Below are 24,348 nucleotides of genomic sequence, written 5' to 3'. Positions count from 1 at the left end.
GTCCTCCGCCGCCGGGCGGGCCGGATCGTGTCCGGGCGGGCTGGGTCCGTGCTCCGGGGCGGCCTGCCGAAGCCGTCCGGAGCCCGAGGACGAACCGGCCGGGCGGGTGGACCACCGGCCGGGGGGCGGGGCCGCCCCTCCCCGGACCGGCCGGGCGGATGAACCCGGCCAGGTTAGATTGGGAGGGTGCTCACTCGTCTCTCGCGCCCCCGCGCCCTCGCCCTGTGCGCCCTGCCCGTAGCCGCCCTCTTCGGCGTCGCCGCCTTCGCGCCGTTGCCGTTCACCGTGGCGCAGCCGGGCACGACCGCGAACGTACTCGGGGACGTCCGGGGCACGTCCGTGATCAGCGTTGAGGGCGCGCCGACCCGCCCCACCAGCGGTCAGCTGCGGATGACGACCATCATCGCGACCGGGCCGACCGCCGACGTCGGCATCGGCGACGTGATCGATGGCTGGCTCCGGACCGACCGGGCGGTCATGCCCCGCGAATCGGTCTACCCGACCGGCGGCTCCGAGAAGGAGATCGAGAAGCACAACCTCGAGGACATGAAGAAGTCGCAGAACTCCGCCGTGGACGCGGCCCTGCGGTACCTCGGCAAGGCGCCCGGATCGGTGGACGTGACCCTGCACCTCGCCGATGTGGGCGGGCCCAGTGCCGGTCTCTTCTTCGCGCTCGGCATCGTCGACAAGCTCGACGGCAACGGTTCCGGCGGGGATCTCACCGGTGGCCGCACTGTTGCCGGCACGGGCACGATCGAGGCGGACGGTACGGTCGGCGCGGTCGGTGGCGTGTCGCTGAAGACCCAGGCCGCCCGGCGCGACGGCGCCACTGTCTTCCTCGTACCGAAGGCCGAGTGCAAGGCGGCGGGCGCCGAACTCCCCAAGGGGCTCAAGCTGATCCCGGTCACCACACTGAAGAGCGCGGTGTCCTCGCTCACGGCCCTGGACAAGGGGGCCAAGGTTCCGAGCTGCTGACGCAGGGCGAGCCGGACAGGCTCTGAGGCCTCCCGCCCGGATCAGGCCGGGCTCGTGGGGTACCCCTGCCTGCGGCGTCGTCGTCGGTCGCCGACGCTCCGCGGCGCGCCGCTCGCTGTTCCGGCCTGATGCAAACGAAAGACGACCGAAGGGCTGTCCCGCTCATCCCTGGTGGGTGCACGACGCAGCCCTTGGAGACGGGCGGTTTCGGCCTTCGCCTCCGTGCGCTCCTGCGCGGGCGGCCGGTCGTCCATCGTGCGCCATACCGGGAAGATCATCGGGCTCACCGTCGCCAGCGTGTAGACCGCACCCAGCGCCAGAAGCGCACCGTCCGCCCCGATGCTCTCCACGAGCAGCCCCGCCAGCAGCCCGCCCACCGGCATCGCCAGCTCGCAGCCCGCGGTGAGCGCCCCGGATACCCGGCTGCGCAGCTGCTGCGGTACGCGTTCGTACGTCATCGTCGTCAGGATCGGGTTCAGGACCCCGCCCGCGAGGCCGCCCAGCAGCATCGTCACCGCGAGCGGCAGCGTCGTGTCCGTCAGCGCGGCAACCACGAACCTCGGTCCGCCGGACAGCACCACGCACACGGTGAACACCGCACGCCGCGAGAACCGGTGTCCCACCGCCCCGTACACCAGCGCGCCCGTCAGCGCGCCTGCCCCGAACAGCGCGATGAGCAGGCCGAGTTGGGGTGCTCCGCCCAGTTCGCGCTCGGCGTGCACCGGGAGCAGTACGGCGCCCCAGCCCTGATCGGTGCCGTTCATGAAGAGCACCATCACCACGACGGCCAGCAGTAGCCGGTTGGAGAACAAGTAGGCGTATCCCTCAATCAGTTCATGGCTGTACGTGCGCAGTGAGGCCGGTGCCGCCACCTTTCGCGGCTCGGCCGCCCGTACCCCTCGTACGCCTGCCGCGATGAGCAGCGCGGACGCGCCGAAGGTGGCCGCGTCCAGCAGCAGCACGGTCTCCGCGCCGACGAGCGCGATCAGCACCCCGGCCAGTGCCGCGCCGGTCATCCTGGCGCCGCGCGAGGCGGCGTCGAAGAGGCTGGCGGCGCGGGTGACCGTGGTTCCGGCGTGTTCGGCGAGGTCCGGCAGCAGGACATAACGCGCGGTGTTGCCGGGAGTGTGGACGAGTCCGTTCAGTGCCATCAGGGCGCAGAGCATCCAGAATTCGAGCGCCCCGGCGTAGTGGAGCAGTGGAATGGTGGCGATGGCGAGTGCGCACACGCTGTCGGTGGCGATGGAGATCCGGCGCCGTCCGATCCGGTCGATGACGGGACCGCCGACGATCGCGGAGATGATGACCGGCAGTGTGGCGCAGAAGGCGACGACGCCGGCCCGGCCGGCGCTGCCCGTGGTCTGCAGGACGAACCACGGGACCCCGATCAGGGTGAGCGAAGTGCCCGCGGTGGATATGCAGTTGGCCGCGAGAAGCGCGGCTAGCGGCTTGCGGTTCCCCCCGGTCATGGCTAAACCGCGCGAGGGGAGGACGTGGCGAGGACGTGCCGGTCCGGCAGGACCCGCAGGCCCAGCTCGACCAGTCCCCAGCCCAGCTGCGTACGCAGGGTCCGGTGCGGTGCCCGCGGCGCCCGGGTCGTACGCGCCAGGCGGAACTCGGCGGCCTGCCGAAGCAGTTCGGTGCTGTGAAGGCGCTGCAGCGTCAGGTGCGTGTCGGGGTGCATGGTGGAGTCCTCTCAGTCGGTGGGGCGAGGGAATATGTGCAGATGGGTGCGGACGGCGGCCGAACCCTCGGTGCCTTCGGGGACCCGGTCGCGGTAGCTGTCGACCAGGTCGTGGATCTTCTCGGCCAGTTCCAGTGAGAGCTCCGGGGTGAGCCGCACCTTGAAGTCGCTGACGTCCCAGCCGCGCAGCCACTCCTCGGGCCATTCGTGCATGGTGCCGAGCCAGGTGTTGAGCTCCTGGGTGTGCGTGGTGGCGACCTCGTGCAGGACGACTCCGATGGCGCCGCGCACCTCCGGGTCGGGGTCGCGGAGGAAGTCCGCACTGCGGTCGAACGCGGTACCCATGTGCACGGCCCGCCACCACCGTTCGCGTCCCTTGCCGAGCGTCGGGTCGTCCTCGACGAAACCGTGCGCGGCAAGTTGCCGCAGGTGGTAGCTGGTGGCGCCGCTGGACTCGCCGAGCCGGTCGCCGAGCTTCGACGCGGTGGCGGGGCCGAACTCCCGGAGGGCGTTGAGCAGGCGGATCCGGAGGGGGTGGGCGAGCGCGCGCAGGGTGCGGACGTCGACGCGGTGGATGTTCGGGTCGAGCGGCTTCTCGCCGCCGGCTTCGTTCGCTGCCATGTCTCGACTGTAGACATGCAAAGGAGCCTTTGCAACGCTTCTTTGCAACATCTTCTTTGTAACTCCGGGAGGCGTCGGCCCCGGCTGCCCGCTACCCCTCCTTGATGAACCCCTCCGCGATCAGCCAGTCCTTCGCCACCTTGTGCGGGTCCTCCCCGTCCACATCCACCTTCGCGTTCAACTGCTGCGCGACCTCGGTCGTCAGCCGCTTGCTGAGCGGGTTCAACAGCTCGGCGATCTCCGGGTACTTGTCGAAGGTCGCGGTGTGGATGACGGGCGCGGCGTTGTAGTTGGGGAAGAAATGCTTGTCGTCCACGAGGACGTCGAGATCCATCGCCTTGATCCGGCCGTCCGTGGTGTACACCTCGCCCAGCAGGCAGGAGTTGGACTTCGAGACCTGGGTGTAGATGATCCCGGCGTCCATCTTCCTGATGTTGGCGGCCGGGATCGACATCCCGTAGGCCTTCTCCATCCCCGGCAGTCCGTCGTCGCGCGAGGCGAACTCGTTCTCCACGCAGAGCGTCACCGCCGCCGGGTCCATCTTCGACAGCGCGGCGACATCGGAGAGCGTCTTCAGATGGTGCTCCGCGTTGTTCTTCTTGCTGATGGCCAGCGCGTAGGTGTTGTCGAGGGTGGACTGCGGCAGCCAGGTCACGCCGTTCTTCCGGTCCTCGTCCCGGACCGCCTCCCACTGCTTCAGCGGGCTGGCGATCGGTTTCGCATGGCCGAGGTACGTGATCCAGGCGGTGCCCGTGTACTCGTACATCGCGGCGGCGTCGCCCTTGATGATGGCCTCGCGTGCGCTGATCGAACCCGGCAGGTTGGTCCGGTCGAGGACCTCGGCACCGGCGGCCTTGAACACCAGGCCGATCATCTGGCCGAGGACGATGTTCTCGCTGAAGTTCTTCGAGGTGACGGTCAGCGAGGCACCGTTCAGTGGCCGCCCCCGGCCGACCGAGCCCGGCACCACGTTGTCCACCATCGGCGAACCGCTCTTCAGCCCGCACCCGGCGAGCGTCACCCCGAGCAGCACCAGGGCCCCGAGGAGACCGGCCGCCCTGAACCCCCGTGCCGCCCCCTTCCCCGCGCTCACGCCCCCACCTCCAGCCCGCGCGGCGTCAGCGCCACCTCGACCAGCGAGGCCAGCCAGTCCACCAGCAGCGCCAGCACCACCGTCAGCACGGAACCGAGCACCAGCACCGGCATCCGCTGCGTCTGGATGCCCGACGTGATCAGGTCCCCCAGCCCGCCGCCACCGACGAACGTCGCCAGCGTCGCCGTGCCGACATTGAGGACCAGCGCCGTCCGTACCCCCGCCAGGATCAGCGGGACGGCGAGCGGCAGTTCGACCTTCGTGAGCGTCCCCATCGCTGACATGCCGATGCCGCGTGAGGCCTCGACCAGATTCGGCTCGATCGCCCTGAGACCGGCCACGGTGTTGGAGAACACCGGCAGCACCGCGTAGATCACCATGCCGATGATCGCGGTCGACGGGCCGATGCCCAGCCAGATCACCAGCAGTGCCAGCAGACCGATCGCCGGGGTCGCCTGGCCGACGTTGGCGAGGGCCGTGACCAGCGGGGCGCCGCGGCGCAGCCTGCGCCGGGTCAGCGCGATCCCCAGCGGAATGGCGATGATCAGCACCCAGAAGGTGGAGATTGCGGTCAGCTTGACGTGCTGCCACCAGCGCAGCTGCACATTACCGCCGGTCAGCGCGTTCTTGGCGATCGAGTCGAGGTGGACGTTGGTGATCCACAGATAGGTGAGGCCGAGGACGACCGCCAGGGCGGCCGGCATCAGCACCAGCTTGCGCCAGGTGATCCGGCGCCGCGGCGCGGCCGGCGGCGCGGGTTCCTCCTCCTCCTCCTCCTCCTCCTCCTCGTCGCGGAAGACGTCCTGGACGTCGCGCTCGTCCGGCAGCCGGGACGACGACGGGCGTTCCCCGGGCCCCGGCGGCACCGACTGGTGGGGATTCATGTCAGGGGGATTCATGCGCCCGCACCTCCCTCCAGCTCCTGCTCGGTCTGATGGGCGCGCAGCTCCTCCAGATCGTGCTGGTGCTCGATGGCGGTGAGCCGGTCGGCCTCCAGGAGCTCATGTACGGAGTTCATCAGGGTCTCCATGTCGACGACCCCGATGAACTCGCCGCGCCGCCCCGTCGCCGCGACCCGTCCGCTGCTGTCGAGCAGTACGGCCTCCAGCGCGTCGTGCAGTGTGGCGTCCAGGGTCACCGTGTCGTGGACCAGCTGCCCGGCGCGCGCCAGCGAGCCCCGGGCCCGCATCAGGTCGCCGCGGCGCAGCCACTTGTACGGGCGGTTCCTGCGGTCCAGCATCAGAAGCTCGTTGTGCGGGCTTCTGCGCAGCTTATTGAAGATCGACTGGAGCGGGTCGTCGACTGTCACCGTGGGGAACTCGGCGATCCCCACATCCCGTACGCGGGTCAGATTGAGCCGCTTCAGCGCCGCGCCCGCGCCGACGAATCCGGAGACGAAATCGTCCGCCGGGTTGGTGAGGATCGCCTCCGGGGTGTCGAACTGCGCGATGTGCGACCGCTCCCGCAGCACGGCGATCCGGTCGCCCAGCTTGATCGCCTCGTCGAAGTCGTGGGTGACGAACACGATCGTCTTGTGCAGCTCGTGCTGCAGCCGGATCAGCTCGTCCTGGAGGTGGTCGCGGGTGATCGGGTCGACGGCGCCGAACGGCTCGTCCATCAGCAGCACCGGCGGATCGGCGGCCAGCGCCCGCGCCACGCCCACCCGCTGCTGTTGACCGCCGGACAGCTGCCGCGGATAGCGCCCGTGGAACTCCCTCGGGTCGAGACCGACCAGATCGAGCATCTCCTCGACCCGGTCCTTCACCTTCGACTTCGACCAGCCGACCATCTTCGGTACGAGGGCGATGTTCTCGGCGACCGTCATGTGCGGGAACAGCCCGGACGACTGGATCGCGTACCCGACCTTGCGGCGCAGCTTCACCGGATCGATGCGGGTGACATCCTCGTCGTTGATCCTGATCCGGCCGGACGTCGGTTCGATCAGCCGGTTGATCATCTTCAGGGTGGTGGACTTCCCGCAGCCGGACGGCCCGACGAAGATCACCGTCTCACCGGCCTTGATGTCCATCGAGACGTTGTCCACGGCCGGGCTCGGACTGCCCGGGTAGAGCTTGGTCAGGTCCTCCAGCTGGATGGTGGCACCGGAGGTGGCGGTGGGCGTCCCGGCTGCCCCGGTGTCGGTCTCAGGCACGGATCCCCCTGGGGATGGTCAGTCGCCCGAGCAGGACGTACGCGGCGTCGAAGAGCAGGGCGAGGATGACGATGCCGAGCGTGCCGGCGAGGACCTGATTGAGCGCGTTGGCGCTGCCCAGTGAGGCGATGCCGCGGAAGATCTCGTTGCCGAGTCCGGGCCCGGAGGCATACGCGGCAATGGCGGCGATCCCCATCAGCATCTGCGTGGAGACGCGGATGCCGGTGAGGATCGGCGGCCAGGCGAGCGGCAGCTCGACCCTGCAGAGCCGGGCGATCCGTGACATCCCGATGCCCTTCGCCGCGTCGACGACGGTCGGGTCGACGCCGCGCAGCCCGACGATGGAGTTGCGGACGACGGGCAGGAGCCCGTACATCGTCAGAGTGATCACGGTGGGCGGGACGCCGAGACCGACCAGCGGGATCAGCAGACCGATCGCGGCGAGGGACGGGATGGTGAGGATGACGGCCGTGGTGGTGACGGCCAGCGAACCGCCCCAGCTGCTGCGGTAGGTGGCGATCCCGATCAGGATGCCGAGCGCGGTGGCGATGACCATGCACTGGAACACGGCGCTGACGTGCTGGTACGCGTCGGTGAGCAGCTGCTGGTGCTGATTGCCCAGATACTCCCAGAAGCTCACACGTCACTCCTCGGCTCAGTCGCTGTCCTCCGCGGCCTGCTCGACGAGCGGGATGATGCGCAGAGGTACCGGGTTCTCCATGACGATCGCGGTGGAGGCCCGGACAATGCCATCAAAACCGACAACCCGGTCGATCACCCGCTGAAGGTCGGCGTTGGACCGGGCGACGAGCCGGCACAGCATGTCGCCGTGCCCGGTGGTGGTGTGCAGCTCCAGAACTTCCGGGACGCCGTCCAAATGGGCCCGCACATCGGCGCCTTGGCCCTGTTTGATCTCCAGGGTGGCGAAGGCGGTGACGGGGTAGCCGAGGGCCGCCGGATCGACATCGGGTCCGAATCCGCGGATGACTCCATTCGCCTGAAGCCGGTCGAGGCGCGCCTGCGCAGTGCCGCGGGCCACCCCGAGCCGGCGCGACGCCTCCAGCACCCCGATCCGGGGCTCGCGCGCAAGCAGCACGATGAGCCGCCCGTCCAGATGATCGATCGCCATACGGGCCCCTCCATGGTCACCATGTACAGATAGTCCGCCCATCCAAGCAAACGTGTGTACAGACTGCTCAGCTAAAACGCGAACTATTGCGCACCTTGCGATGCGGGGAGAGCCTTCCCTTATGACTGAGACGCTGTACAACACCCCTGACACCGCCCGGCAGGCCGACCCCTTCCCGGTCAAGGGAATGGACGCGGTCGTCTTCGCCGTGGGCAATGCCAAGCAGGCCGCGCACTACTACTCGACCGCCTTCGGCATGAAGCTCGTCGCCTACTCCGGACCGGAGAACGGCAGCCGCGAGACCGCCAGTTACGTGCTGACCAACGGTTCGGCACGCTTTGTCCTCACCTCCGTCATCAAGGCATCCACCGACCACGGCCGCTTCCTGGCCGACCATGTCGCGGAGCACGGCGACGGCGTGGTCGACCTGGCCATCGAGGTCCCCGACGCACGGGCGGCATACGCGTACGCCGTCGAGCACGGCGCCCTGGGTCTCACCGAGCCGCACGAGGTCAAGGACGAGCACGGCACGGTGGTGCTCGCCGCGATCGCCACGTACGGCCAGACCCGCCACACCCTCGTCGAGCGCTCCGGCTACGACGGCCCGTACCTCCCCGGCTTCGTGGCCGTGGCCCCGATCGTCGAACCGCCCGCCAAGCGCACCTTCCAGGCCATCGACCACTGCGTCGGCAATGTGGAACTGGGCCGGATGAACGAGTGGGTCGGCTTCTACAACAAGGTCATGGGCTTCACCAACATGAAGGAGTTCGTGGGCGACGACATCGCCACCGAGTACTCCGCCCTCATGTCGAAGGTCGTCGCCGACGGCACGCTGAAGGTGAAGTTCCCGATCAACGAACCGGCGATCGCGAAGAAGAAGTCGCAGATCGACGAGTACCTGGAGTTCTACGGCGGAGCGGGCGTCCAGCACATCGCCCTCGCCACCAACGACATCGTCGCGTCGGTCCGCACGATGCGCGCGGCCGGCATCCAGTTCCTGGACACCCCCGACTCGTACTACGACACCCTTGGCGAATGGGCGGGCGAGACCCGTGTACCGGTCGAGACGCTGCGCGAGCTGAAGATCCTCGTCGACCGCGACGAGGACGGATACCTGCTGCAGATCTTCACCAAGCCGGTCCAGGACCGCCCGACGGTCTTCTTCGAGATGATCGAACGCCACGGCTCGATGGGCTTCGGAAAGGGCAACTTCAAGGCCCTGTTCGAGGCGATCGAGCGCGAGCAGGAGAAGCGCGGCAACCTCTGAGCCCAGGACCTACGTGACGGCGGGGTCTCCGACGGTTCCGGAGACCCCGTCTCCCGTGCCCCCCGCCGGGGTGCCCTGCTGCGCGGACGGTTCCGGGAACTGCTGAGGGGGTTCCGCGGGAGGCGTCGGTTCGGGTGCCGGGGTCACCTCCTGCGGGTGACCCGCCGGGGTCCCGCCCAGCTGGTCCAGGGCCTGCCGGGCCGATGGGGCGTCCAGAGGACTGAAGTGGGGGTTCGTGCGCAGCGCCTCGTCCAGGTGGCGGCGGGCCGGGCCGAGGTTCCCCAGCCTCTGTTCGATCATGCCCAGGTGGTACGCGTACAGGGCCGTCCCACCACCCGTGTTCGCCGCCTGCTGCGCGTATGCCAGCGCACTCTGCGAGTCGCCCGATCTGTACAGTGCCCAGCCCAGCGCGTCCGCCACTGCCGCGCTGTGGTGCTGTCGGTCCCACTCCGCCCGCAGCAGCTCCACCGCCCGCGACGCATCACCGTGGTCGGCCTCGAAGCGGCCGAGGAGGAGAGACTCGTCGACCCCGTGGCCGCTCTCCTGGGTCAGGGTTCTGCGGAGCTTCGTGTACTCGCCCCGGGACTCGTCGCCCAGCCCCAGCGACTCGTACAACTCACCGAGTTCCAGCATGTATGCGGGGCTCGGGAGCCGGGACAGCGCCGCCCGGAAGTCGCGCTGCGCCTCGTGCGTACGGCCCAGGGCCGCGAGCGCCCGCGCCCGGCCCGCGAGCGACGGAGCGTGGGCGCGGTCCGTCCGCAGGGCCGCGCTGTACTGCGCCACCGCCTCCTCGGACTCGCCCCGTTCCCAGGCCAGTTCGCCCAGCCGGAACAGGCAGTCCGTCTTTTCGGCGGGGGTGGCGGCCCGGTTCGCCGCATCCTGCGCGACCGCCAGGGCGTCCTCGCGCCGGCCCGCGTTCCGGTACATCTGCGCCGTCCACGAGAGCGCTGGTACACCCGAGCGCAGCGCCGTGAACTTCTCCACCGCCCGGCCCGCCGCCGCGTACTGGCCGAGCCCGTTGTACGCGTCGATCAGGACCGGGTACGCCGTCCAGTCCTTCGGCCGCCGGGCCCGCACCGTCTCGCCCCACTTCTTCGCCGTGACGAAGTCGTGCCGCGCGTTGGCGAGCGCCGCCAGCCCCACCCAGGCCGCCGTGTTCCCCCGGTCACCCGGCTGTACGTCCAGCGAGCGCCTCAGTGCCTGCTCCGCCCGCCCGTAGTACGCCACGTCCGCGGAACGCCGCCCCCACTCCACGTACGCCGATCCGAGCACCGCCCACGACCGCGCGTCGGACGGATGCGTGCCCACCCAGCTCTGCCGGTTTCCGATCAGCGCCGTCAGATCGGCGAGGGAGGCGGGGGCGCCCGCGTCCGTCGCCGTCAGGGCGCGCATGACCGGTCCCGGCACGGGCGGCGGCGCGGCCTCCTTCTCCTCGTCCGGTACGGACACGACCGCACCCGTGACCAGCACGGCAGCCGCCACCGCACCGACCGCGGCCCGGCGCAGCGTCGTGTGCAACGAGACCGGAGGGAGTTCGGCCGGCGCCGCGGGGTCCGGGGCGGGTGGCGGTTCGGAGCCGGGGAGCGACGACGTCTGCGGTGGGCAGTCGTACGGATCGGATGAAGAGGGCGCGTGATCCGACTGGGGGGACTCCGGAGGCTGCTGCGGCATGACATCCATGCCGATCACTCTGCGTCAGTATGAAGATCGCACCGTGTTGTGCGTAGGCTGCCGCAGACGGGTTCACACCATTGGCCCCGGGTGCGACGCTTGGATCATGGACGATCTTCTCGAACGACTGCGCGCGGGCCTTCCTGCCGAGGCCCTGATCACTGATCCGGACGTCACGGCCTCGTACGCCCACGACATGGCGAGCTTCTGCGACGCGGGCGCTCCGGCCGTGGTGGTGCTGCCGCGCACGGTCGAGCAGGTCCAGCACGTCATGCGCACGGCGACCGCACTGCGCGTGCCGGTCGTCCCGCAGGGTGCCCGCACCGGCCTGTCGGGCGCGGCCAACGCCTCCGACGGCTGCATCGTGCTGTCCCTGGTGAAGATGGACCGGATTCTGGAGATCGACCTGGTCGACCGGATCGCCGTCGTCGAACCGGGCGTCATCAACGCCGTGCTGTCCCGCGCGGTCAACGAACACGGCCTGTACTACCCGCCGGACCCGTCCAGCTGGGAAATGTGCACCATCGGCGGCAACATCGGCACCGCGTCCGGCGGGCTGTGCTGCGTGAAGTACGGCGTCACCGCCGAGTACGTACTCGGCCTCGAGGTCGTCCTCGCCGACGGGCGCCTCCTGACGACCGGCCGCCGGACAGCGAAGGGCGTCGCCGGATACGACCTCACCCGGCTCTTCGTCGGCTCCGAGGGCAGCCTCGGCATCGTCGTCCGCGCCGTGCTCGCCCTGAAGCCGCAGCCGCCGCAGCAGCTCGTCCTCGCCGCCGAATTCCCGTCCGCGACAGCCGCCTGCGACGCCGTGTGCCGGATCATGGCACGCGGCCACACTCCGTCACTCCTCGAACTGATGGACCGTACAACGGTCCAAGCCGTCAACGCGATGGCCCACATGGGTCTCCCCGACTCCACCGAAGCGCTGCTCCTCGCCGCCTTCGACACCCCGGACCCCACCGCCGACCTCGCCGCCGTCGCCGAACTCTGCACCGCCGCCGGTGCCACCCAAGTGGTCCCCGCGGCCGACGCCGCCGAGTCCGAACTCCTCCTCCAGGCCCGACGGATGTCGCTGACCGCTCTGGAGGCCGTCAAGCCGGCCACGATGATCGACGACGTGTGCGTACCGCGCTCCAGGCTCGGCACCATGATCGAGGGGACGGCGGCCATTGCGCAGAAGTACGACCTCACCATCGGCGTCTGCGCCCACGCGGGCGACGGCAACACCCACCCCGTCGTCTGCTTCGACCACACCGACGCCGACGAGTCGCGCCGGGCCCGCGAATCCTTCGACGAGATCATGGCGCTGGGCCTCGAACTCGGCGGCACCATCACCGGCGAACACGGCGTCGGCGTCCTGAAAAAGGAATGGCTGGCCCGCGAACTCGGCGAGGTGAGCGTCGAGATGCACCGGGGCATCAAGGCGGCGTTCGACCCGCTGGGGCTGCTGAACCCCGGCAAGGTCTTCTGATGCCGTCGACGGACCGCGCATCAGACCTCGCCGTCCGTCGACTCGTCCGACGGCCATGGGTCGCTCAGCCACAGGTCGTCGGCCGGCAACGGCGCGAGCAGCTCGGCGAGAGCGGCGTCGATGCCGAGCCGCCCGGTCTCGGTGCCGGGCGGCACCAGCCGCAGCGTCCGCTCCACCCACGCGGCCACGGCCGCGGACGACACTTGCAGCAGCGCATCGCCGTCGGGCGAGCTCAGCGCCACGCAGAGGACGTTGCGCCGCTCCATCTCGGCCGGCCGGATCCGCACGTCTCCCTGCCCACAGGGCCGGCACACGCCCTCGATCAGCAGATCGCGGGCGAACGTCCAGTGCACGGGGAAGTCGGAGTCGATGTGGAAGGTGACGTGCACGGCGTACGGATCCTCCGTGCGGTACGTCAGCCGGGCCGGGACGGGGATGCTCCGCTCCGGCGACAGGACCAGCTTGAGTTCCAGCTCGCGTTCCACAACGGTGTGCATGAGTGCGTCCTTTCGGTGCTTGTGGACCGGTCCCCTGACCGGCCCGCACGTGGAGAGAGCGCCCTGCCCGCCACCTATGACGCGACTTCCGGAAAGAACTTCACCCTGACCGGAAAGTGCCCCAAACGCCGGGACCGGTCCGGGGGTACGCGGCTGTCTGATAGATGTGGTCCGTTGACTTGAGGCTTCGAAGAGATACGGGACCACGGTGATGAGCGCCCCAACCCCGGCACCCGGTGACGACAGGCCCCGCGAGGGGTATTACCCCGACCCGTCCATTCCCGGCTATGTCCGGTACTGGAACGGCACTTCGTGGGTTCCCGGTACGAGCCGTCCCGCGCCCCAGCAGGACGAACCGATGGCCGCGACGCCCTCCGAGGGGGCAGCTCCGGAGCCACAGCCTTCGGCACCGATGCCCGCCCAGGCGTCCGGCCCGACCTACGCGCCGGTGGACGAAACCGGTCCGGTCTTCCTCGACGAGGAGCCGAACGACAGCAACCGACCCGAACCCTCGTCCGCCTGGCAGGCCGACGCCTCCCGGCAGACCGGCTTCGGCGGGGAACGCGACCGGCGGGTGTCCTGGGGCGGCACAGGCGGTACGGGGCAGCCGGGCGGGGCCGGAGCAGCGGGCCGGGTCCCTGCGGACCGGACACCGGGAAACGAGGCCCCTGCCGACCGCGCCCCCGCGGACCCGCGCCTGCCCGGGCCGCAGGACCCCACGGGCGGTGCGCTGCCGGGCATGCGGGGCGGCAACAGCCAGGTCCCCGAGCGAACGGTCGCGATCCGGGCCGGCCGCCCGGCCGAGCCCAAGGGCGGCAGCGGTGAGGCGGGGCATCCGCCTGCCGACGGAACGGTCACGAACCGCCCCGCGGGACAGGGGGGCCGGTCGCCCCGTCCCCGCAACGCAGAACAGGAACCGGCCGACGGGACGATGGCGATCCGCGCGGTTCCCCCCGGCACCAGCGCCCCGCAGCCCTCCGCGGCGGCACCTGCTGCGGCCCTCGCGCCCGCTCAGGCCGCAGCGCCGGCCCCGGCGCCCGCACCCGCCCCGGCCAATCCGCTCACCCAGGGCCCCGGCGGCGGCGCCTCCTCCTGGGCGCAGCAGGCCCACCAGCCGGCCGCGCCCCAGCAGGCCGCCCACCCGCAGCCCCAGCCCTCCCAACAGCAGCAGCTCGGGCGCGAGCAGTCCCAGCAGGCCGTGCCGTCCCCGCAGCGTGTCAGTGCGCAGGCGGCTCAGCCGGACGGCCCCGTCGTGCCCTGGAAGCCCCCGGTCAACGACCACTTCCAGCAGCTCGCACAGGCGCAGGCGGCCGCCCGCCCCGCCGGGCTCGGCAAGCGGTTCGCCGCCCGGCTCGTCGACACGGTCGTGCTGGGCGCGCTCGTCGGCGCGATCGGCTTTCCGCTCGTCTCGCAAGCGCTGGACCACATCGGCGACAAGATCGACGCGGCGAAGCTGTCCGGCCGGACGGTCACCGTCTGGCTGGTGGACTCCACCACGGCCGGGCTGTTCGGCGGGGTGCTCGGTGCGTTCCTGGTGCTCGGCGTGCTGCTGGAGGTCCTGCCGACCGCGAAGTGGGGCCGTACGCTCGGCAAGAAACTCTGCGGTCTGGAGGTACGGGACATCGAGTCCCACGAGACCCCCTCCTTCGGTGCCGCGCTCCGCCGCTGGCTGGTCTACGGCGTGCTTGGTCTGCTGGTCGTCGGCGTGGTCAATGTCCTGTGGTGCCTGTTCGACCGCCCGTGGCGGCAGTGCTGGCACGACAAGGCGGCACACACCTTCGTGGCGGGCTGACGACTACGCCGCGCGGGCGACCCACGCGGCTGACGGCTCATCGGGTGAGCGGCGGCTGCTCCGTGCCCCGTTCCCCCGAACGCACCTGAGAGCCTGTCGGGGCGGCCTCCGACCGGGCGACCGCGGCGTGGCACGCACGCTTCCGGCGCCTTGGAATCGCGCACGCCACGCCGCGTCCGCTCTCCGGTCGGAGGTCACCCGACAGGCTCTGAGCCGTTGCGGGCACCCGTGGGCCGGGGTGCACTGCCCCCATGAGCAACGATCAGCCGACGTCCGGCCAGCCTCCCGAGGACGACCCGTTCCTCAAGAAGCCGCAGGAGCCGCAGCCGCCGTCGTCGGGTTCGCCCTACGACAGCGCTCCGCCGCCGCCTCCTCCGCCGCCGTACGAGCCAGGGCCCTACGGCGGTGGCCCGTACGGCGGCCCGGACCCGCTGGCGGGCATGCCGCCGCTCGGCGAGCCCGGCAAGCGGGTCCTGGCCCGGCTGATCGACTTCCTGATCATCTCGATCCCGCTGTATCTGATCTCGCTGCCGTTCGGCGGCCCGGTCGAGGTGTCGTCGAACAACGCCAACAGCAACTACGACAACTTCAGTAACGCCTTCAACCAGACCTACAGCGCCCGTCAGCTGCTCTGGTCGCTGATCGGGCTCGTGGCCTACGTCGCGTACGACACGTACTTCACGCACAAGGACGGCCGCACCATCGGCAAGCAGCTGCTGAAGCTGCGGGTCGCGATGCTCAATGACGGCCGGGTGCCGGACACCAGTGCCGCGTTCCTGCGGGCCGTGGTGCTGTGGCTGCCGGCGCTGCTGTGCTGCCCGTGCCTGTGGTGGCTGATCAACATCGTGCTGATGTTCACGGACAAGCCGTACCGGCAGGGGCTGCAGGACAAGGCGGCCAAGACGGTGGTGGTGTCGACCGCATAGCCGACGTCCGTAGACGGTCCGCCCGAGCGGCACGCCGCCGGTTGCCAGGTCAGCGGCGCAGGGAGTGCTCGCCCACCCGCTCGGTGGCGCGGGCGGCCGGGATCCTGGCCGGCTGGACGTCGTCGAGCTCGATGTCCTCGGCTGCGCCGACGGTGGAGACGGCGCCGTGGTTCGTGCGAACCACGGTCGCCGTCTTTGCTGTCTTCGCCGCATTCCTTGTTTTCATTCGCAGCGGAAGGGGTACGGTGACGGCCACCAGCAGACCGAGCGCCAGCGCCGCCGTGCCGATGACGGCGATGCCGATGCCCGAACTCGTGCGGGACAGCAGGAGCATGGCGAGCGCCGAGAAGACGACGGTGACCGATCCGTAGGAGAGCTGTGCAGCAGTGGGACGCGGCATGGCGGTATCCGTCCTCGGGACATCGGAAGGGGCAGTCTCTCAACGCGGTCGCACTGTCAACCGACTCTACGACGGTGGATGCCCTGGCGGAACCGGTAGTAAGCGTGACCTAACCCACGGTGCCGGTGCATGGGGGGCGCATTGAGTCATCCAGTGCGTCAAAGGGGGGCATTGGTGCGCCGGTCGACCGTTCGGTGAACGTCCGTATAACGGAACCCCACTCCCGCATAATGCACTTGGCTTGTTCAAGTCAAGGTCTGTCTTTTCTCGTGTAACTCCGGTCGAATGGCGTCACTTGTGACGCGTATCCGCGCGCGGCCTCCTCATCACTCCCAGGCCGCAGCCGCGGGCGCCGGGGAGGACTGCATCAAGTGACCACTAAGAGACGGACGCTCCGTGCCGCAGCGGTTGTCGTGGCCATGGCCGCCACCGCCGCCACGGCGTCGACTTTCGCCACCGCACAGGCGGATGGCAAGGCATCAGGCGTCGGCGTATCCGGCATCGACCGCCGCGACCCGGCGTCGGCCGAGGGCAACGCACACAACCTGAAGGGCCCCTTCAGCGAGCAACAGGATGCACAGCGTCAGGCCGCCCTGGAGCAGGTCGTGTCCGGCGACAAGAAGGTGTCGAACCGCAACGGCTCCAAGGTGGTCAAGCTCGACGACCAGAAGTATGTCGAGCTCGGCCGCGAGAAGACGGACAAGATCTTCACGATCCTGGTGGAGTTCGGCGACAAGGTCGACGACACGACCATGTTCGACCCGGACGGCGACGGCCCCAAGCCGCCCGTCAAGAAGTACGGCGGCACGCCCGGACCGCTGCACAACACGATAGCCAAGCCGGACCCGGCGAAGGACAACAGCACCGCCTGGCAGGCCGACTACAACCAGGCCCACTTCCAGGACCTCTACTTCGGTGAGGGCGCCGGCAAGGACTCGCTGAAGACGTACTACGAGAAGACGTCCTCCGGACGCTACTCGGTCGACGGCCAGGTCTCCGACTGGGTCAAGGTCCCGTACAACGAGGCCCGTTACGGTTCCAACTACTGCGGCTCGTCCAACTGCGCCAACGCCTGGGACATGGTCAGGGACGGTGTGAACGCCTGGGCGGCCGACCAGAAGGCCAAGGGCCGCACGCCGGAGCAGATCAAGGCGGACCTGGCGCAGTACGACCAGTGGGACCGCTACGACTACGACAACGACGGCAACTTCAACGAGCCCGACGGCTACATCGACCACTTCCAGGTCGTGCACGCGGGTGAGGACGAGTCTGCGGGCGGCGGCGCACAGGGCAAGGGCGCCATCTGGGCGCACCGCTGGTACGCGTACGGCAGCAACGCCGGTGCGACCGGCCCGGCCGACAACAAGGCCGGCGGCACCCAGATCGGTGACACCGGCATGTGGGTCGGCGACTACACCGCGCAGCCCGAGAACGGCGGCCTGGGCGTCTTCGCCCACGAGTACGGCCACGACCTCGGTCTGCCGGACCTCTACGACACCACCAACACCGCTGAGAACTCGGTCGGTTTCTGGTCCCTGATGTCGGCCGGTTCCTGGCTCGGCACCGGCAAGAACGCCATCGGTGACCTGCCCGGCGACATGACCGCCTGGGACAAGCTGCAGCTGGGCTGGCTCAACTACGCCTCGGCCAAGGCCGCGACGAACTCGGTCCACAAGCTGGGTGTCTCGGAGTACAACACCAAGGACAAGCAGGCGCTCGTCGTCGAGCTGCCCAAGAAGCCCGTCACCACCGCTGTCACGACGCCCGCGGAGGGCGCCAAGCAGTGGTGGAGCGACATGGGTGACGACCTCAACAACACCCTGTCCCGCTCGGTCGACCTGACCGGCAAGTCCAAGGCGTCCCTGGACCTTTCGGGCTGGTGGGACATCGAGAAGGACTACGACTTCCTCTACACCGAGGTGTCGGAGAACGGCGGCGCCAGCTGGACCGCGATCGACGGCACCGCCGACGGCAAGGCGATCCCGCGCGACGCCAGTGACAAGCCGGCGCTGACCGACGTCTCCGGCACGTACCAGAAGCTGTCGTACTCGCTGGACGCCTACGCGGGCAAGAAGATCGACATCCGCTTCCGTTACACCACCGACGGCGGCGCGGGCGGCGTGGGCTTCGCGGCCGACACCATCGCGGTCAACGCCGACGGCGCCGTGCTCTTCTCGGACAACGCCGAGGGCGACGACAACGGCTGGACCGCCAAGGGCTTCTCCCGGGTCGGTGCGTCGTTCACCAAGGACTACCCGCAGTACTACATCGCGGAGAACCGCCAGTACGTCTCGTACGACAAGACTCTCAAGGTCGGCCCGTACAACTTCGGCTTCCTCAACACCCGTCCTGACTGGGTCGAGCACTACCCGTACCAGAACGGTCTGCTGATCTGGCTCTGGGACCAGTCCCAGAAGGACAACAACGTCTCCACCCACCCGGGCCACGGACTGATCCTGCCGATCGACGCGCACGCCAAGCCGCTGAAGTGGGCCGACGGCACCGTCATCCGCAACAAGATCCAGCCCTTCGACGCCCCGTTCAGCTGGCGGCCGACCGACGCCTTCACGCTGCACAAGGCTGACGTGGCGGTCAAGATCAAGTCCCAGCCGGGTGTCCCGGTCTTCGACGACCACAAGGGCACCTACTGGTACGCGGAGAACGAGACCGGAAGCGTGAAGGTCGCTGACACCAACACCCGGATCACGATCGTCAGCGAGCCGCTCAGCGGCTCGACGGTCACGGTCAAGGTTGGCGCTTCGCACAAGTAGTTCCGCATCACCGCAGGTCAAAGCGTGATCGGCCGTCGCCCTCTAGCGGGCGGCGGCCGATCGTGTTTAGGTGCCTCTTATTCGGATTCTTATTGACACGATGTCTCACGGGGGAGCGTGGAGCATGGCAGGCGGAGGATTCAGCAAGTTGCCGAACGGCAGTGTGGTGGTCGCGATCACCCTGAACGGCCCGGCGGACGGCACGGACCCGGGAATCCCGGTCCGGGTCCTGGTGCACGCGGCGAACCGGGCCCGCGCACTGACCCGCCTGCGCAATGTGGGCCTCCGGGCGGTCTACCTCCGCGGCAACGCGGAACCGCCCACACCCGACGAGATCACGGCGGTACTGCACCACCCGGACGGCCTGCTCTGGCGAGCGAGACCGGCGAACGCCCAGGAACTCTGGCACCCCATCCGGGCACTCCTGCGCCCACCGGTACCGGCCCACCAGTCCTGAGAGCGTGTCGGGTGACCTCCGCCCGATCAGAGGTCGCCCGACAGGCTCTGAGGGCGCCTACGCCCCGCCCTGCCACGTCGAAGCCCGTCCGGCGCTCGAGAACAAGACCCGGGCCGCAAACCGGCCCGGGCATCGAGCGCCCCGCCGACGCAGACAAGCCCGTCCGGCGACCGAGGACGACGCGGCCGCCGGACGACCCCGGCAACAGCCCCGCCGCCCTACACCACCGGCTTGCCGGAGAGCTCCACCCCGGCCTCCCGGAGCTCCTCCAGCGCCCGCCCCGTGCTCGCGGCGGTGACCCCCGCGGTCAGGTCCAGCAGCACATGCGTCGCGAACCCTTCCCGGACCGCATCCAGCGCCGTCGCCCGCACGCAGTGATCCGTGGCGATGCCGACGACGTCGACCTCGGTGACCCTCCGGTCCCGCAGCCACTGCGCGAGCCCCACCCCGTTCTCGTCGACCCCCTCGAAACCGCTGTACGCCGCCGTGTACGCCCCCTTGTCGAACACCGCATCGATCGCGCCGGAAGCGACCGCCGGGGCGAAATTGGGGTGGAAGCCCACCCCCTCCGTGCCGGCGACACAGTGCGCAGGCCAGGTGTGCTCGAAGTCGGGCTGTGCGGAGAAATGGCTGCCCGGGTCGACATGGTGGTCACGGGTGGCGACCACATGGCGGTATCCGGCCTGGGCCTCACCGATCAGGTCGGTGATGGCGGCGGCGACATCCGCGCCCCCCGTCACCGCGAGGCTGCCGCCCTCGCAGAAGTCGTTCTGAACGTCCACGACGATCAACGCGCGGTGCATGGCGGGTGTCCTTCGATGGGGAGAGAAGCGGGGGAGGAGAGCGGAACGGTGAAGTTCGGGGGCCGTAAGAGGAGCTCACAAAAGGGGCCGTAAGAGGAGCTCACACAATGGGAGCCTGATCAGCTCGCTGCGTCTGAAGCGTGCGTGCCAGGCGTCGCGAGCCGGGCGCCCATTGTGTGAGCTCCTCTCAATCGAGCCTAGAGACAAAGACCGCCCTGCGGGAGGGGGTGTATCGCTGTCGGCAGCGATACACCCCCTCCCTGCCGCGGCACGTTCACACGAACTCCGTCGGAATCACCGGCTCCCCCTTGGACAGCTGGATCGCCGACATCGGCAGCCCCCGCCGCGCCGCTATATGCCGCTCCCGCGCCGTGTCCAGCGACTCGCGCGCGATCACCTCACCACCCCTGACCAGCTCGACCAGCAGCTGTCGGTCGGCCAGCCCGTCGGGCACCGGACCGGTGCCGACCACCTCGGCCTCGGCCACTCCGTTCTCGTCCAGCCGCCGCGCGGCCCACTTGCGACCGCCCATCGAGGACTTCGCCCCCAGCGACTTCTTCGCAACCGGCCGAAGCGGTTCAGCGGGATCGGCGGAGCTCGCCCGGGCGACCAGCTTGTAGACCATGGAGCAGGTCGGCTGCCCGCTGCCGGTGACCAGCTGCGTGCCCACGCCGTACGCGTCGACCGGGGCCACGGCCAGCGACGCGATCGCGTATTCGTCCAGGTCCGACGTCACCACGATCTTCGTATCGGTGGCGCCCAGCTCGTCCAGCTGCTGCCGCACCCGGTGCGCGAGGAGCAGCAGGTCTCCGGAGTCGATCCGGACGGCCCCCAGCCCGGTCCCGGCGAACTCGACCGCCGAACGGACCGCCTCGGCGACGTCGTACGTGTCGACCAGCAGCGTCGTCTTCCGGCCCAGCGAGTCGACCTGCGCCCGGAACGCGTCGCGCTCGCTGTCGTGCAGCAGCGTGAACGCGTGCGCGCTCGTCCCGACCGTCGGGATGTGGTAGCGGAACCCGGCCGCCAGATCGGACGTCGCATCGAAGCCGCCGATGTACGCGGCCCGCGCCGACGCCACCGCGGACAGTTCATGGGTGCGTCGTGCACCCATCTCGATCAGTTTGCGCCCGCCCGCCGCCGCCGACATCCGGGAAGCCGCCGCGGCGACGGCCGAGTCGTGATTGAGGATCGACAGGATCACCGTCTCCAGCAGCACGCATTCGGCGAAGGAGCCCTCGACCCGCAGGATCGGCGAGCCCGGGAAGTACACCTCGCCCTCCGGGTAGCCCCAGATGTCGCCGCTGAAGCGGTAGTCCGCCAGCCAGGCGAGCGTCGGCCCGTCGACGATGTTCCGGTCGCGCAGGAAGGTGAGCATCTCGTCGTCGAAGCGGAAGTTCTCCACTGCGTCCAGGACGCGCCCGATGCCCGCGACGACGCCGTAGCGCCGCCCCTCGGGCAGTCGGCGGGTGAACGCCTCGAAGACCGAGTGCCGGTCGGCGGTGCCCGCCTTCAGTGCAGCCTGCACCATCGTGAGCTCGTACTGGTCGGTGAAGAGCGCTGTCGACGGCACACCGACCCGTCGCCCAAGGTCCGCAGAGTTCATGGCTCGGATGCTACCTTTATTTCGTCAGAGTGACGAGATCTAAGCCGTTTGTGCGATGCCCCCTCCCGGGTGGCAGCATGGGGTAGGTGAGTGTCGCCCCTGTAGAGATCGAGCGCCCCGAATCGGCCGAGGAGAACCTTGTCGTCCCCGAGCCCGACGTGCCCTGGGTGACGCTGGTCCACAACGACCCGGTCAACCTCATGAGCTACGTGACCTATGTCTTCCAGGCCTACTTCGGCTACCCCAAGGACAAGGCCCACAAGCTGATGCTCGACGTCCACCAGAAGGGCCGCGCCGTCGTCTCCAGCGGCAGCCGCGAGGAGATGGAGCGCGACGTCCAGGCCATGCACGGTTACGGGCTCTGGGCCACCCTGACCCAGGACCGCAACTAGCCTCCACCTCTGCCCCGCCCGACCCACCATCGGAGATAACCCATGGCCGGCCACTTCGAGGCCACCCCCGGCGGCGGCGCGGCCGTCGCGCTCGACGAGGTGGAGATCGCGATCCTGCGCTCCCTCGCCGTCCAACTGCTGGAACTGATCGGACCCGGCGACCTACCGGCCGACGGTGAGGATCCGCTCGCCGCGCTGTTCGCCGAAGGGCCCAGCGAGCCGCCGACCGACCCGGCCCTGGCCCGCCTCTTCCCGGAGGCGTACGGCGACGAGGACAGCGAACTGCGCGCCGCGTCCGCCGAGTTCCGCCGCTTCACCGAGAACGACCTGCGCACCCGCAAGCGCGACGACGCGCTCACCGTCGTGCGCACCCTCGACGCGCTCCCGTCCGGCGCGGAAGGTGCCGTCCTCACGCTCAGTGCCGACGAATGCCGCAACTGGCTCGGCGCCCTCAACGACCTCCGCCTCACCATCGGCACCCGCCTGGAGGTCTCCGACGAGGACGAGGGCGGTGAGGGCTCGCTCTACCGGCTGCCCGACAGCGATCCGCGCAAGCCGATGGTCATGGCCTACCTCTGGCTGGGCGCGCTCCAGGAGACGCTCGTCGAGACCCTGATGCCGTAGGGGACGTCCGGCAGATCAAGGCCTGGGCCGCGACGCCTGGCGCTTCCCCCCCGCTCGGCTTCGCTCGAACGGGGGAGGCCCCACTCCCGGCGTTGCCGAAACGCCCGTACGGCTCCGCTGTGCGCACGCTCCGGCGCCCCAGGGCCGCCCCGCGGTGATGCACCGCGACTCACCCGCCTTCCCTTGACCGGGTTTATCTCCTCCTTGAGGCCGGGCCGAGGTGTTCGCTCAACGAACACTCAAATCCATATAACGATCCCATCACCTGAATGGCCTTCTTTGTGGCGACTGGGAACGTTTGTCCGCTTTTTCTTGTGGTGTTCATCACGCATTGTCCGGTGGGCCACTGGTGGCTCCGTGATAAATCTTCACGACCACCCGGGGACGCCATCCCTGTTTCCGGGGGCGCTACCACCGGCGGACCGCCGGTCGCACTCCATTCATATCCGGGGGGGATCCGGACCTGATCCGCAGCCATGGGCGCGGATCGGCGTGGAGAAAGGCGCAACACATGACATCGGCGCAGGTCGACAAGGGACAAGGCGGCCCGCAGCAGGCCGCGGAAGCCGCAGATGCCACCACCTCGGGCGAGGGCTACCAGCGCGCCCTCGGCGCCCGCCAGATCCAGATGATCGCGATCGGCGGGGCCATCGGAACCGGCCTCTTCCTCGGCGCGGGCAAAGCCATCGCCAAGGCGGGCCCCAGCCTCATCCTGGCCTATGCCATCGCAGGCCTGGTGATCTTCTTCATCATGCGGGCCCTGGGTGAACTCCTCATGTACCGCCCGGTCTCCGGCTCATTCTCGGAGTACGCCCGCGAATTCGTCGGCCCCTTCGCAGGCTTTGTCACCGGCTGGACCTACTGGCTGTTCTGGGTCGTCACCGGAATCACCGAAGTCACCGCGGCAGCCCAGTACATGACCTTCTGGTTCGACATTCCTCAATGGGTGTCCGCACTGATCTTCACGATCATCCTGTACGGCGTGAACCTGATCTCCGTGAAGCTCTTCGGGGAACTCGAATTCTGGTTCTCGATGGTCAAGGTCACCGCCATCGTCGGCATGATCCTCATCTGTGCCGGAATTCTCACCCTCGGCTTCTCCGACGCCGGGGACACCGCGTCCGTCACCCACCTGTGGGCCGACGGCGGCTTCTTCCCGCACGGCATCAAGGGCACCTTGATGACCCTGCAGATCGTGATGTTCGCCTTCCTCGCCGTCGAACTCGTCGGCGTCACCGCAGGTGAGTCCAAGGACCCGAAGACCGTCCTGCCCAAGGCCATCAACACCGTGCCGTGGCGCATCGCCGTCTTCTACGTCGGCGCCCTCATCATGATCCTCGCCGTCGTCCCGTGGACGGAATTCCAGCCCGGCATCTCGCCGTTCGTCGCCGCCTTCCAGAAGATGGGTCTGGGCATCGGCGCAGGCATCGTCAACTTCGTCGTCCTGACCGCGGCCCTCTCCTCCTGCAACTCCGGCATGTACTCCACCGGCCGCATGCTGCGCGACCTCGCGCTCAACGGACAGGGCCCGACGTTCTTCACCCGGCTGACCAAGAGCGGCACCCCGCTCGTCGGCACCACCTTCTCCGCCGCCCTCATGCTCGTCGGCGTCTGGATCAACTACCAGTGGCCCGGAGACGCCTTCACCTACGTCGTCTCCTTCGCCACCATCTCCGGCATGTGGGCCTGGATCATGATCCTCGTCTGCCAGATCCGCTACCGCCGCCTGGCCGACCGCGGAGTGCTCCCGCAGTCCGCCTTCCGGACCCCCGGCGCCCCGTACACCAGCGTCTTCGCCCTCGCCTTCATCGGCATGGTGATCGTGATGATGGGCATCGACAAGGACGCCAGGATCTCGCTGTACTGCGCCCCGCTCTGGGCCGTGATCCTCGGCGTCTCGTACCTGGTCCTCAAGGCCCGTAACCCCGAGAGCACGGCCTTCGCCAAGCGCTGACCCGACCCGGCCGTCCGGCATACGGACCCCCGCGTACCACTCCTCGGCACGCGGGGGCCGTCT

General features: G+C 69.3%; 23 protein-coding genes. 10 read left to right on the top strand and 13 right to left on the bottom strand.

Going from position 1 to position 24,348, the window contains the following annotated elements:
* The first annotated feature begins 186 nt into the window (after positions 1–186).
* Positions 187–975: a S16 family serine protease gene (locus tag ACIBB8_RS25260; RefSeq protein WP_398955718.1), complete on the top strand. Its 789-nt coding sequence runs from the start codon at positions 187–189 to the stop codon at positions 973–975.
* Positions 976–1,016: 41 nt separating this feature from the next.
* Here ACIBB8_RS25260 and ACIBB8_RS25255 read toward each other — a convergent pair whose 3' ends face one another.
* The 8 genes from ACIBB8_RS25255 to ACIBB8_RS25220 all read right to left on the bottom strand — a co-directional run bounded on the left by ACIBB8_RS25255 (position 1,017) and on the right by ACIBB8_RS25220 (position 7,654).
* Positions 1,017–2,444, bottom strand: coding sequence for an MFS transporter (locus tag ACIBB8_RS25255; protein ID WP_398955717.1), 1,428 nt, complete (start codon positions 2,442–2,444; stop codon positions 1,017–1,019).
* A 2-nt stretch (positions 2,445–2,446) separates the two neighbouring features.
* Positions 2,447–2,659: a hypothetical protein gene (locus ACIBB8_RS25250; protein WP_398955715.1), complete on the bottom strand. Its 213-nt coding sequence runs from the start codon at positions 2,657–2,659 to the stop codon at positions 2,447–2,449.
* A 12-nt stretch (positions 2,660–2,671) separates the two neighbouring features.
* A complete protein-coding gene (locus tag ACIBB8_RS25245) occupies positions 2,672–3,280 on the bottom strand; it encodes an ArsR/SmtB family transcription factor (RefSeq protein ID WP_398955713.1) in 609 nt (202 codons plus the stop codon).
* 91 nt (positions 3,281–3,371) lie between these two features.
* Positions 3,372–4,316 carry a glycine betaine ABC transporter substrate-binding protein gene (locus tag ACIBB8_RS25240; protein WP_398955770.1) on the bottom strand — a complete coding sequence of 315 codons (945 nt, stop codon included), beginning with the start codon at positions 4,314–4,316 and terminating at the stop codon, positions 3,372–3,374.
* Between the two features lie 53 nt (positions 4,317–4,369).
* Positions 4,370–5,257 (bottom strand): ABC transporter permease, encoded by an 888-nt coding sequence (locus ACIBB8_RS25235; protein ID WP_398955768.1) that lies wholly within the window; start codon positions 5,255–5,257, stop codon positions 4,370–4,372.
* An 11-nt stretch (positions 5,258–5,268) separates the two neighbouring features.
* Positions 5,269–6,525 carry an ABC transporter ATP-binding protein gene (locus ACIBB8_RS25230; protein ID WP_398955711.1) on the bottom strand — a complete coding sequence of 419 codons (1,257 nt, stop codon included), beginning with the start codon at positions 6,523–6,525 and terminating at the stop codon, positions 5,269–5,271.
* Complete coding sequence (locus tag ACIBB8_RS25225; RefSeq protein ID WP_398955709.1) at positions 6,518–7,165, bottom strand: ABC transporter permease; 648 nt, start codon at positions 7,163–7,165, stop codon at positions 6,518–6,520. The genes ACIBB8_RS25230 and ACIBB8_RS25225 overlap by 8 nt, the downstream gene beginning before the upstream one ends.
* Positions 7,166–7,180: 15 nt before the next feature.
* Entirely contained in the window at positions 7,181–7,654 is a 474-nt protein-coding gene (locus ACIBB8_RS25220) for an Lrp/AsnC family transcriptional regulator (RefSeq protein WP_398955707.1), read from the bottom strand.
* Positions 7,655–7,775: 121 nt separating this feature from the next.
* Here ACIBB8_RS25220 and hppD point away from each other — a divergent pair, with 121 nt between their 5' ends.
* The gene (gene hppD / locus ACIBB8_RS25215; protein ID WP_398955705.1) at positions 7,776–8,921 is read left to right on the top strand and encodes a 4-hydroxyphenylpyruvate dioxygenase; all 1,146 of its coding nucleotides are present in this window, start codon (positions 7,776–7,778) and stop codon (positions 8,919–8,921) included.
* Between the two features lie 9 nt (positions 8,922–8,930).
* Here the strand turns inward: hppD and ACIBB8_RS25210 are convergent, their stop codons facing one another.
* Entirely contained in the window at positions 8,931–10,601 is a 1,671-nt protein-coding gene (locus ACIBB8_RS25210; protein ID WP_398955703.1) for a tetratricopeptide repeat protein, read from the bottom strand.
* Positions 10,602–10,698: 97 nt separating this feature from the next.
* Between ACIBB8_RS25210 and ACIBB8_RS25205 the strand changes: the two genes are divergently transcribed.
* A complete protein-coding gene (locus ACIBB8_RS25205) occupies positions 10,699–12,066 on the top strand; it encodes an FAD-binding oxidoreductase (protein ID WP_398955701.1) in 1,368 nt (455 codons plus the stop codon).
* Between the two features lie 20 nt (positions 12,067–12,086).
* On the opposite strand, the gene ACIBB8_RS25200 is transcribed toward ACIBB8_RS25205, so the two are convergent.
* Entirely contained in the window at positions 12,087–12,563 is a 477-nt protein-coding gene (locus ACIBB8_RS25200; protein ID WP_398955699.1) for an SsgA family sporulation/cell division regulator, read from the bottom strand.
* A gap of 211 nt (positions 12,564–12,774) precedes the next feature.
* Between ACIBB8_RS25200 and ACIBB8_RS25195 the strand changes: the two genes are divergently transcribed.
* The gene (locus ACIBB8_RS25195) at positions 12,775–14,355 is read left to right on the top strand and encodes an RDD family protein (protein ID WP_398955697.1); all 1,581 of its coding nucleotides are present in this window, start codon (positions 12,775–12,777) and stop codon (positions 14,353–14,355) included.
* A gap of 251 nt (positions 14,356–14,606) precedes the next feature.
* Complete coding sequence (locus tag ACIBB8_RS25190; RefSeq protein WP_398955695.1) at positions 14,607–15,281, top strand: RDD family protein; 675 nt, start codon at positions 14,607–14,609, stop codon at positions 15,279–15,281.
* Between the two features lie 49 nt (positions 15,282–15,330).
* Here the strand turns inward: ACIBB8_RS25190 and ACIBB8_RS25185 are convergent, their stop codons facing one another.
* Positions 15,331–15,681 (bottom strand): hypothetical protein, encoded by a 351-nt coding sequence (locus ACIBB8_RS25185; RefSeq protein ID WP_398955693.1) that lies wholly within the window; start codon positions 15,679–15,681, stop codon positions 15,331–15,333.
* 371 nt (positions 15,682–16,052) lie between these two features.
* On the opposite strand from ACIBB8_RS25185, the gene ACIBB8_RS25180 reads away from it, so the two are divergent.
* On the top strand, positions 16,053–18,452 hold the full coding sequence (locus tag ACIBB8_RS25180; RefSeq protein WP_398955691.1) for an immune inhibitor A domain-containing protein: 2,400 nt from the start codon (positions 16,053–16,055) through the stop codon (positions 18,450–18,452).
* A gap of 124 nt (positions 18,453–18,576) precedes the next feature.
* Entirely contained in the window at positions 18,577–18,909 is a 333-nt protein-coding gene (locus ACIBB8_RS25175) for a hypothetical protein (protein ID WP_398955689.1), read from the top strand.
* 218 nt (positions 18,910–19,127) lie between these two features.
* Here ACIBB8_RS25175 and ACIBB8_RS25170 read toward each other — a convergent pair whose 3' ends face one another.
* Entirely contained in the window at positions 19,128–19,712 is a 585-nt protein-coding gene (locus ACIBB8_RS25170; RefSeq protein WP_398955688.1) for an isochorismatase family protein, read from the bottom strand.
* Between the two features lie 274 nt (positions 19,713–19,986).
* Positions 19,987–21,315 (bottom strand): nicotinate phosphoribosyltransferase, encoded by a 1,329-nt coding sequence (locus ACIBB8_RS25165; RefSeq protein ID WP_398955686.1) that lies wholly within the window; start codon positions 21,313–21,315, stop codon positions 19,987–19,989.
* A gap of 86 nt (positions 21,316–21,401) precedes the next feature.
* On the opposite strand from ACIBB8_RS25165, the gene clpS reads away from it, so the two are divergent.
* The 3 genes from clpS (at position 21,402) to ACIBB8_RS25150 (ending at position 24,285) form a co-directional block, all read left to right on the top strand.
* Positions 21,402–21,707 (top strand): ATP-dependent Clp protease adapter ClpS, encoded by a 306-nt coding sequence (gene clpS, locus ACIBB8_RS25160; RefSeq protein ID WP_398955684.1) that lies wholly within the window; start codon positions 21,402–21,404, stop codon positions 21,705–21,707.
* Between the two features lie 42 nt (positions 21,708–21,749).
* On the top strand, positions 21,750–22,331 hold the full coding sequence (locus ACIBB8_RS25155) for a DUF2017 domain-containing protein (protein ID WP_398955681.1): 582 nt from the start codon (positions 21,750–21,752) through the stop codon (positions 22,329–22,331).
* A 511-nt stretch (positions 22,332–22,842) separates the two neighbouring features.
* Positions 22,843–24,285, top strand: coding sequence for an amino acid permease (locus ACIBB8_RS25150; RefSeq protein ID WP_398955679.1), 1,443 nt, complete (start codon positions 22,843–22,845; stop codon positions 24,283–24,285).
* The last annotated feature ends 63 nt before the right edge of the window (positions 24,286–24,348 follow it).

It is taken from the genome of Streptomyces sp. NPDC051286, from assembly GCF_044455345.1.
Classification (GTDB): domain Bacteria; phylum Actinomycetota; class Actinomycetes; order Streptomycetales; family Streptomycetaceae; genus Streptomyces.
Note: the sequence above shows the minus strand (reverse complement) of the source record. Positions and strands in the feature narration are given on the sequence as shown.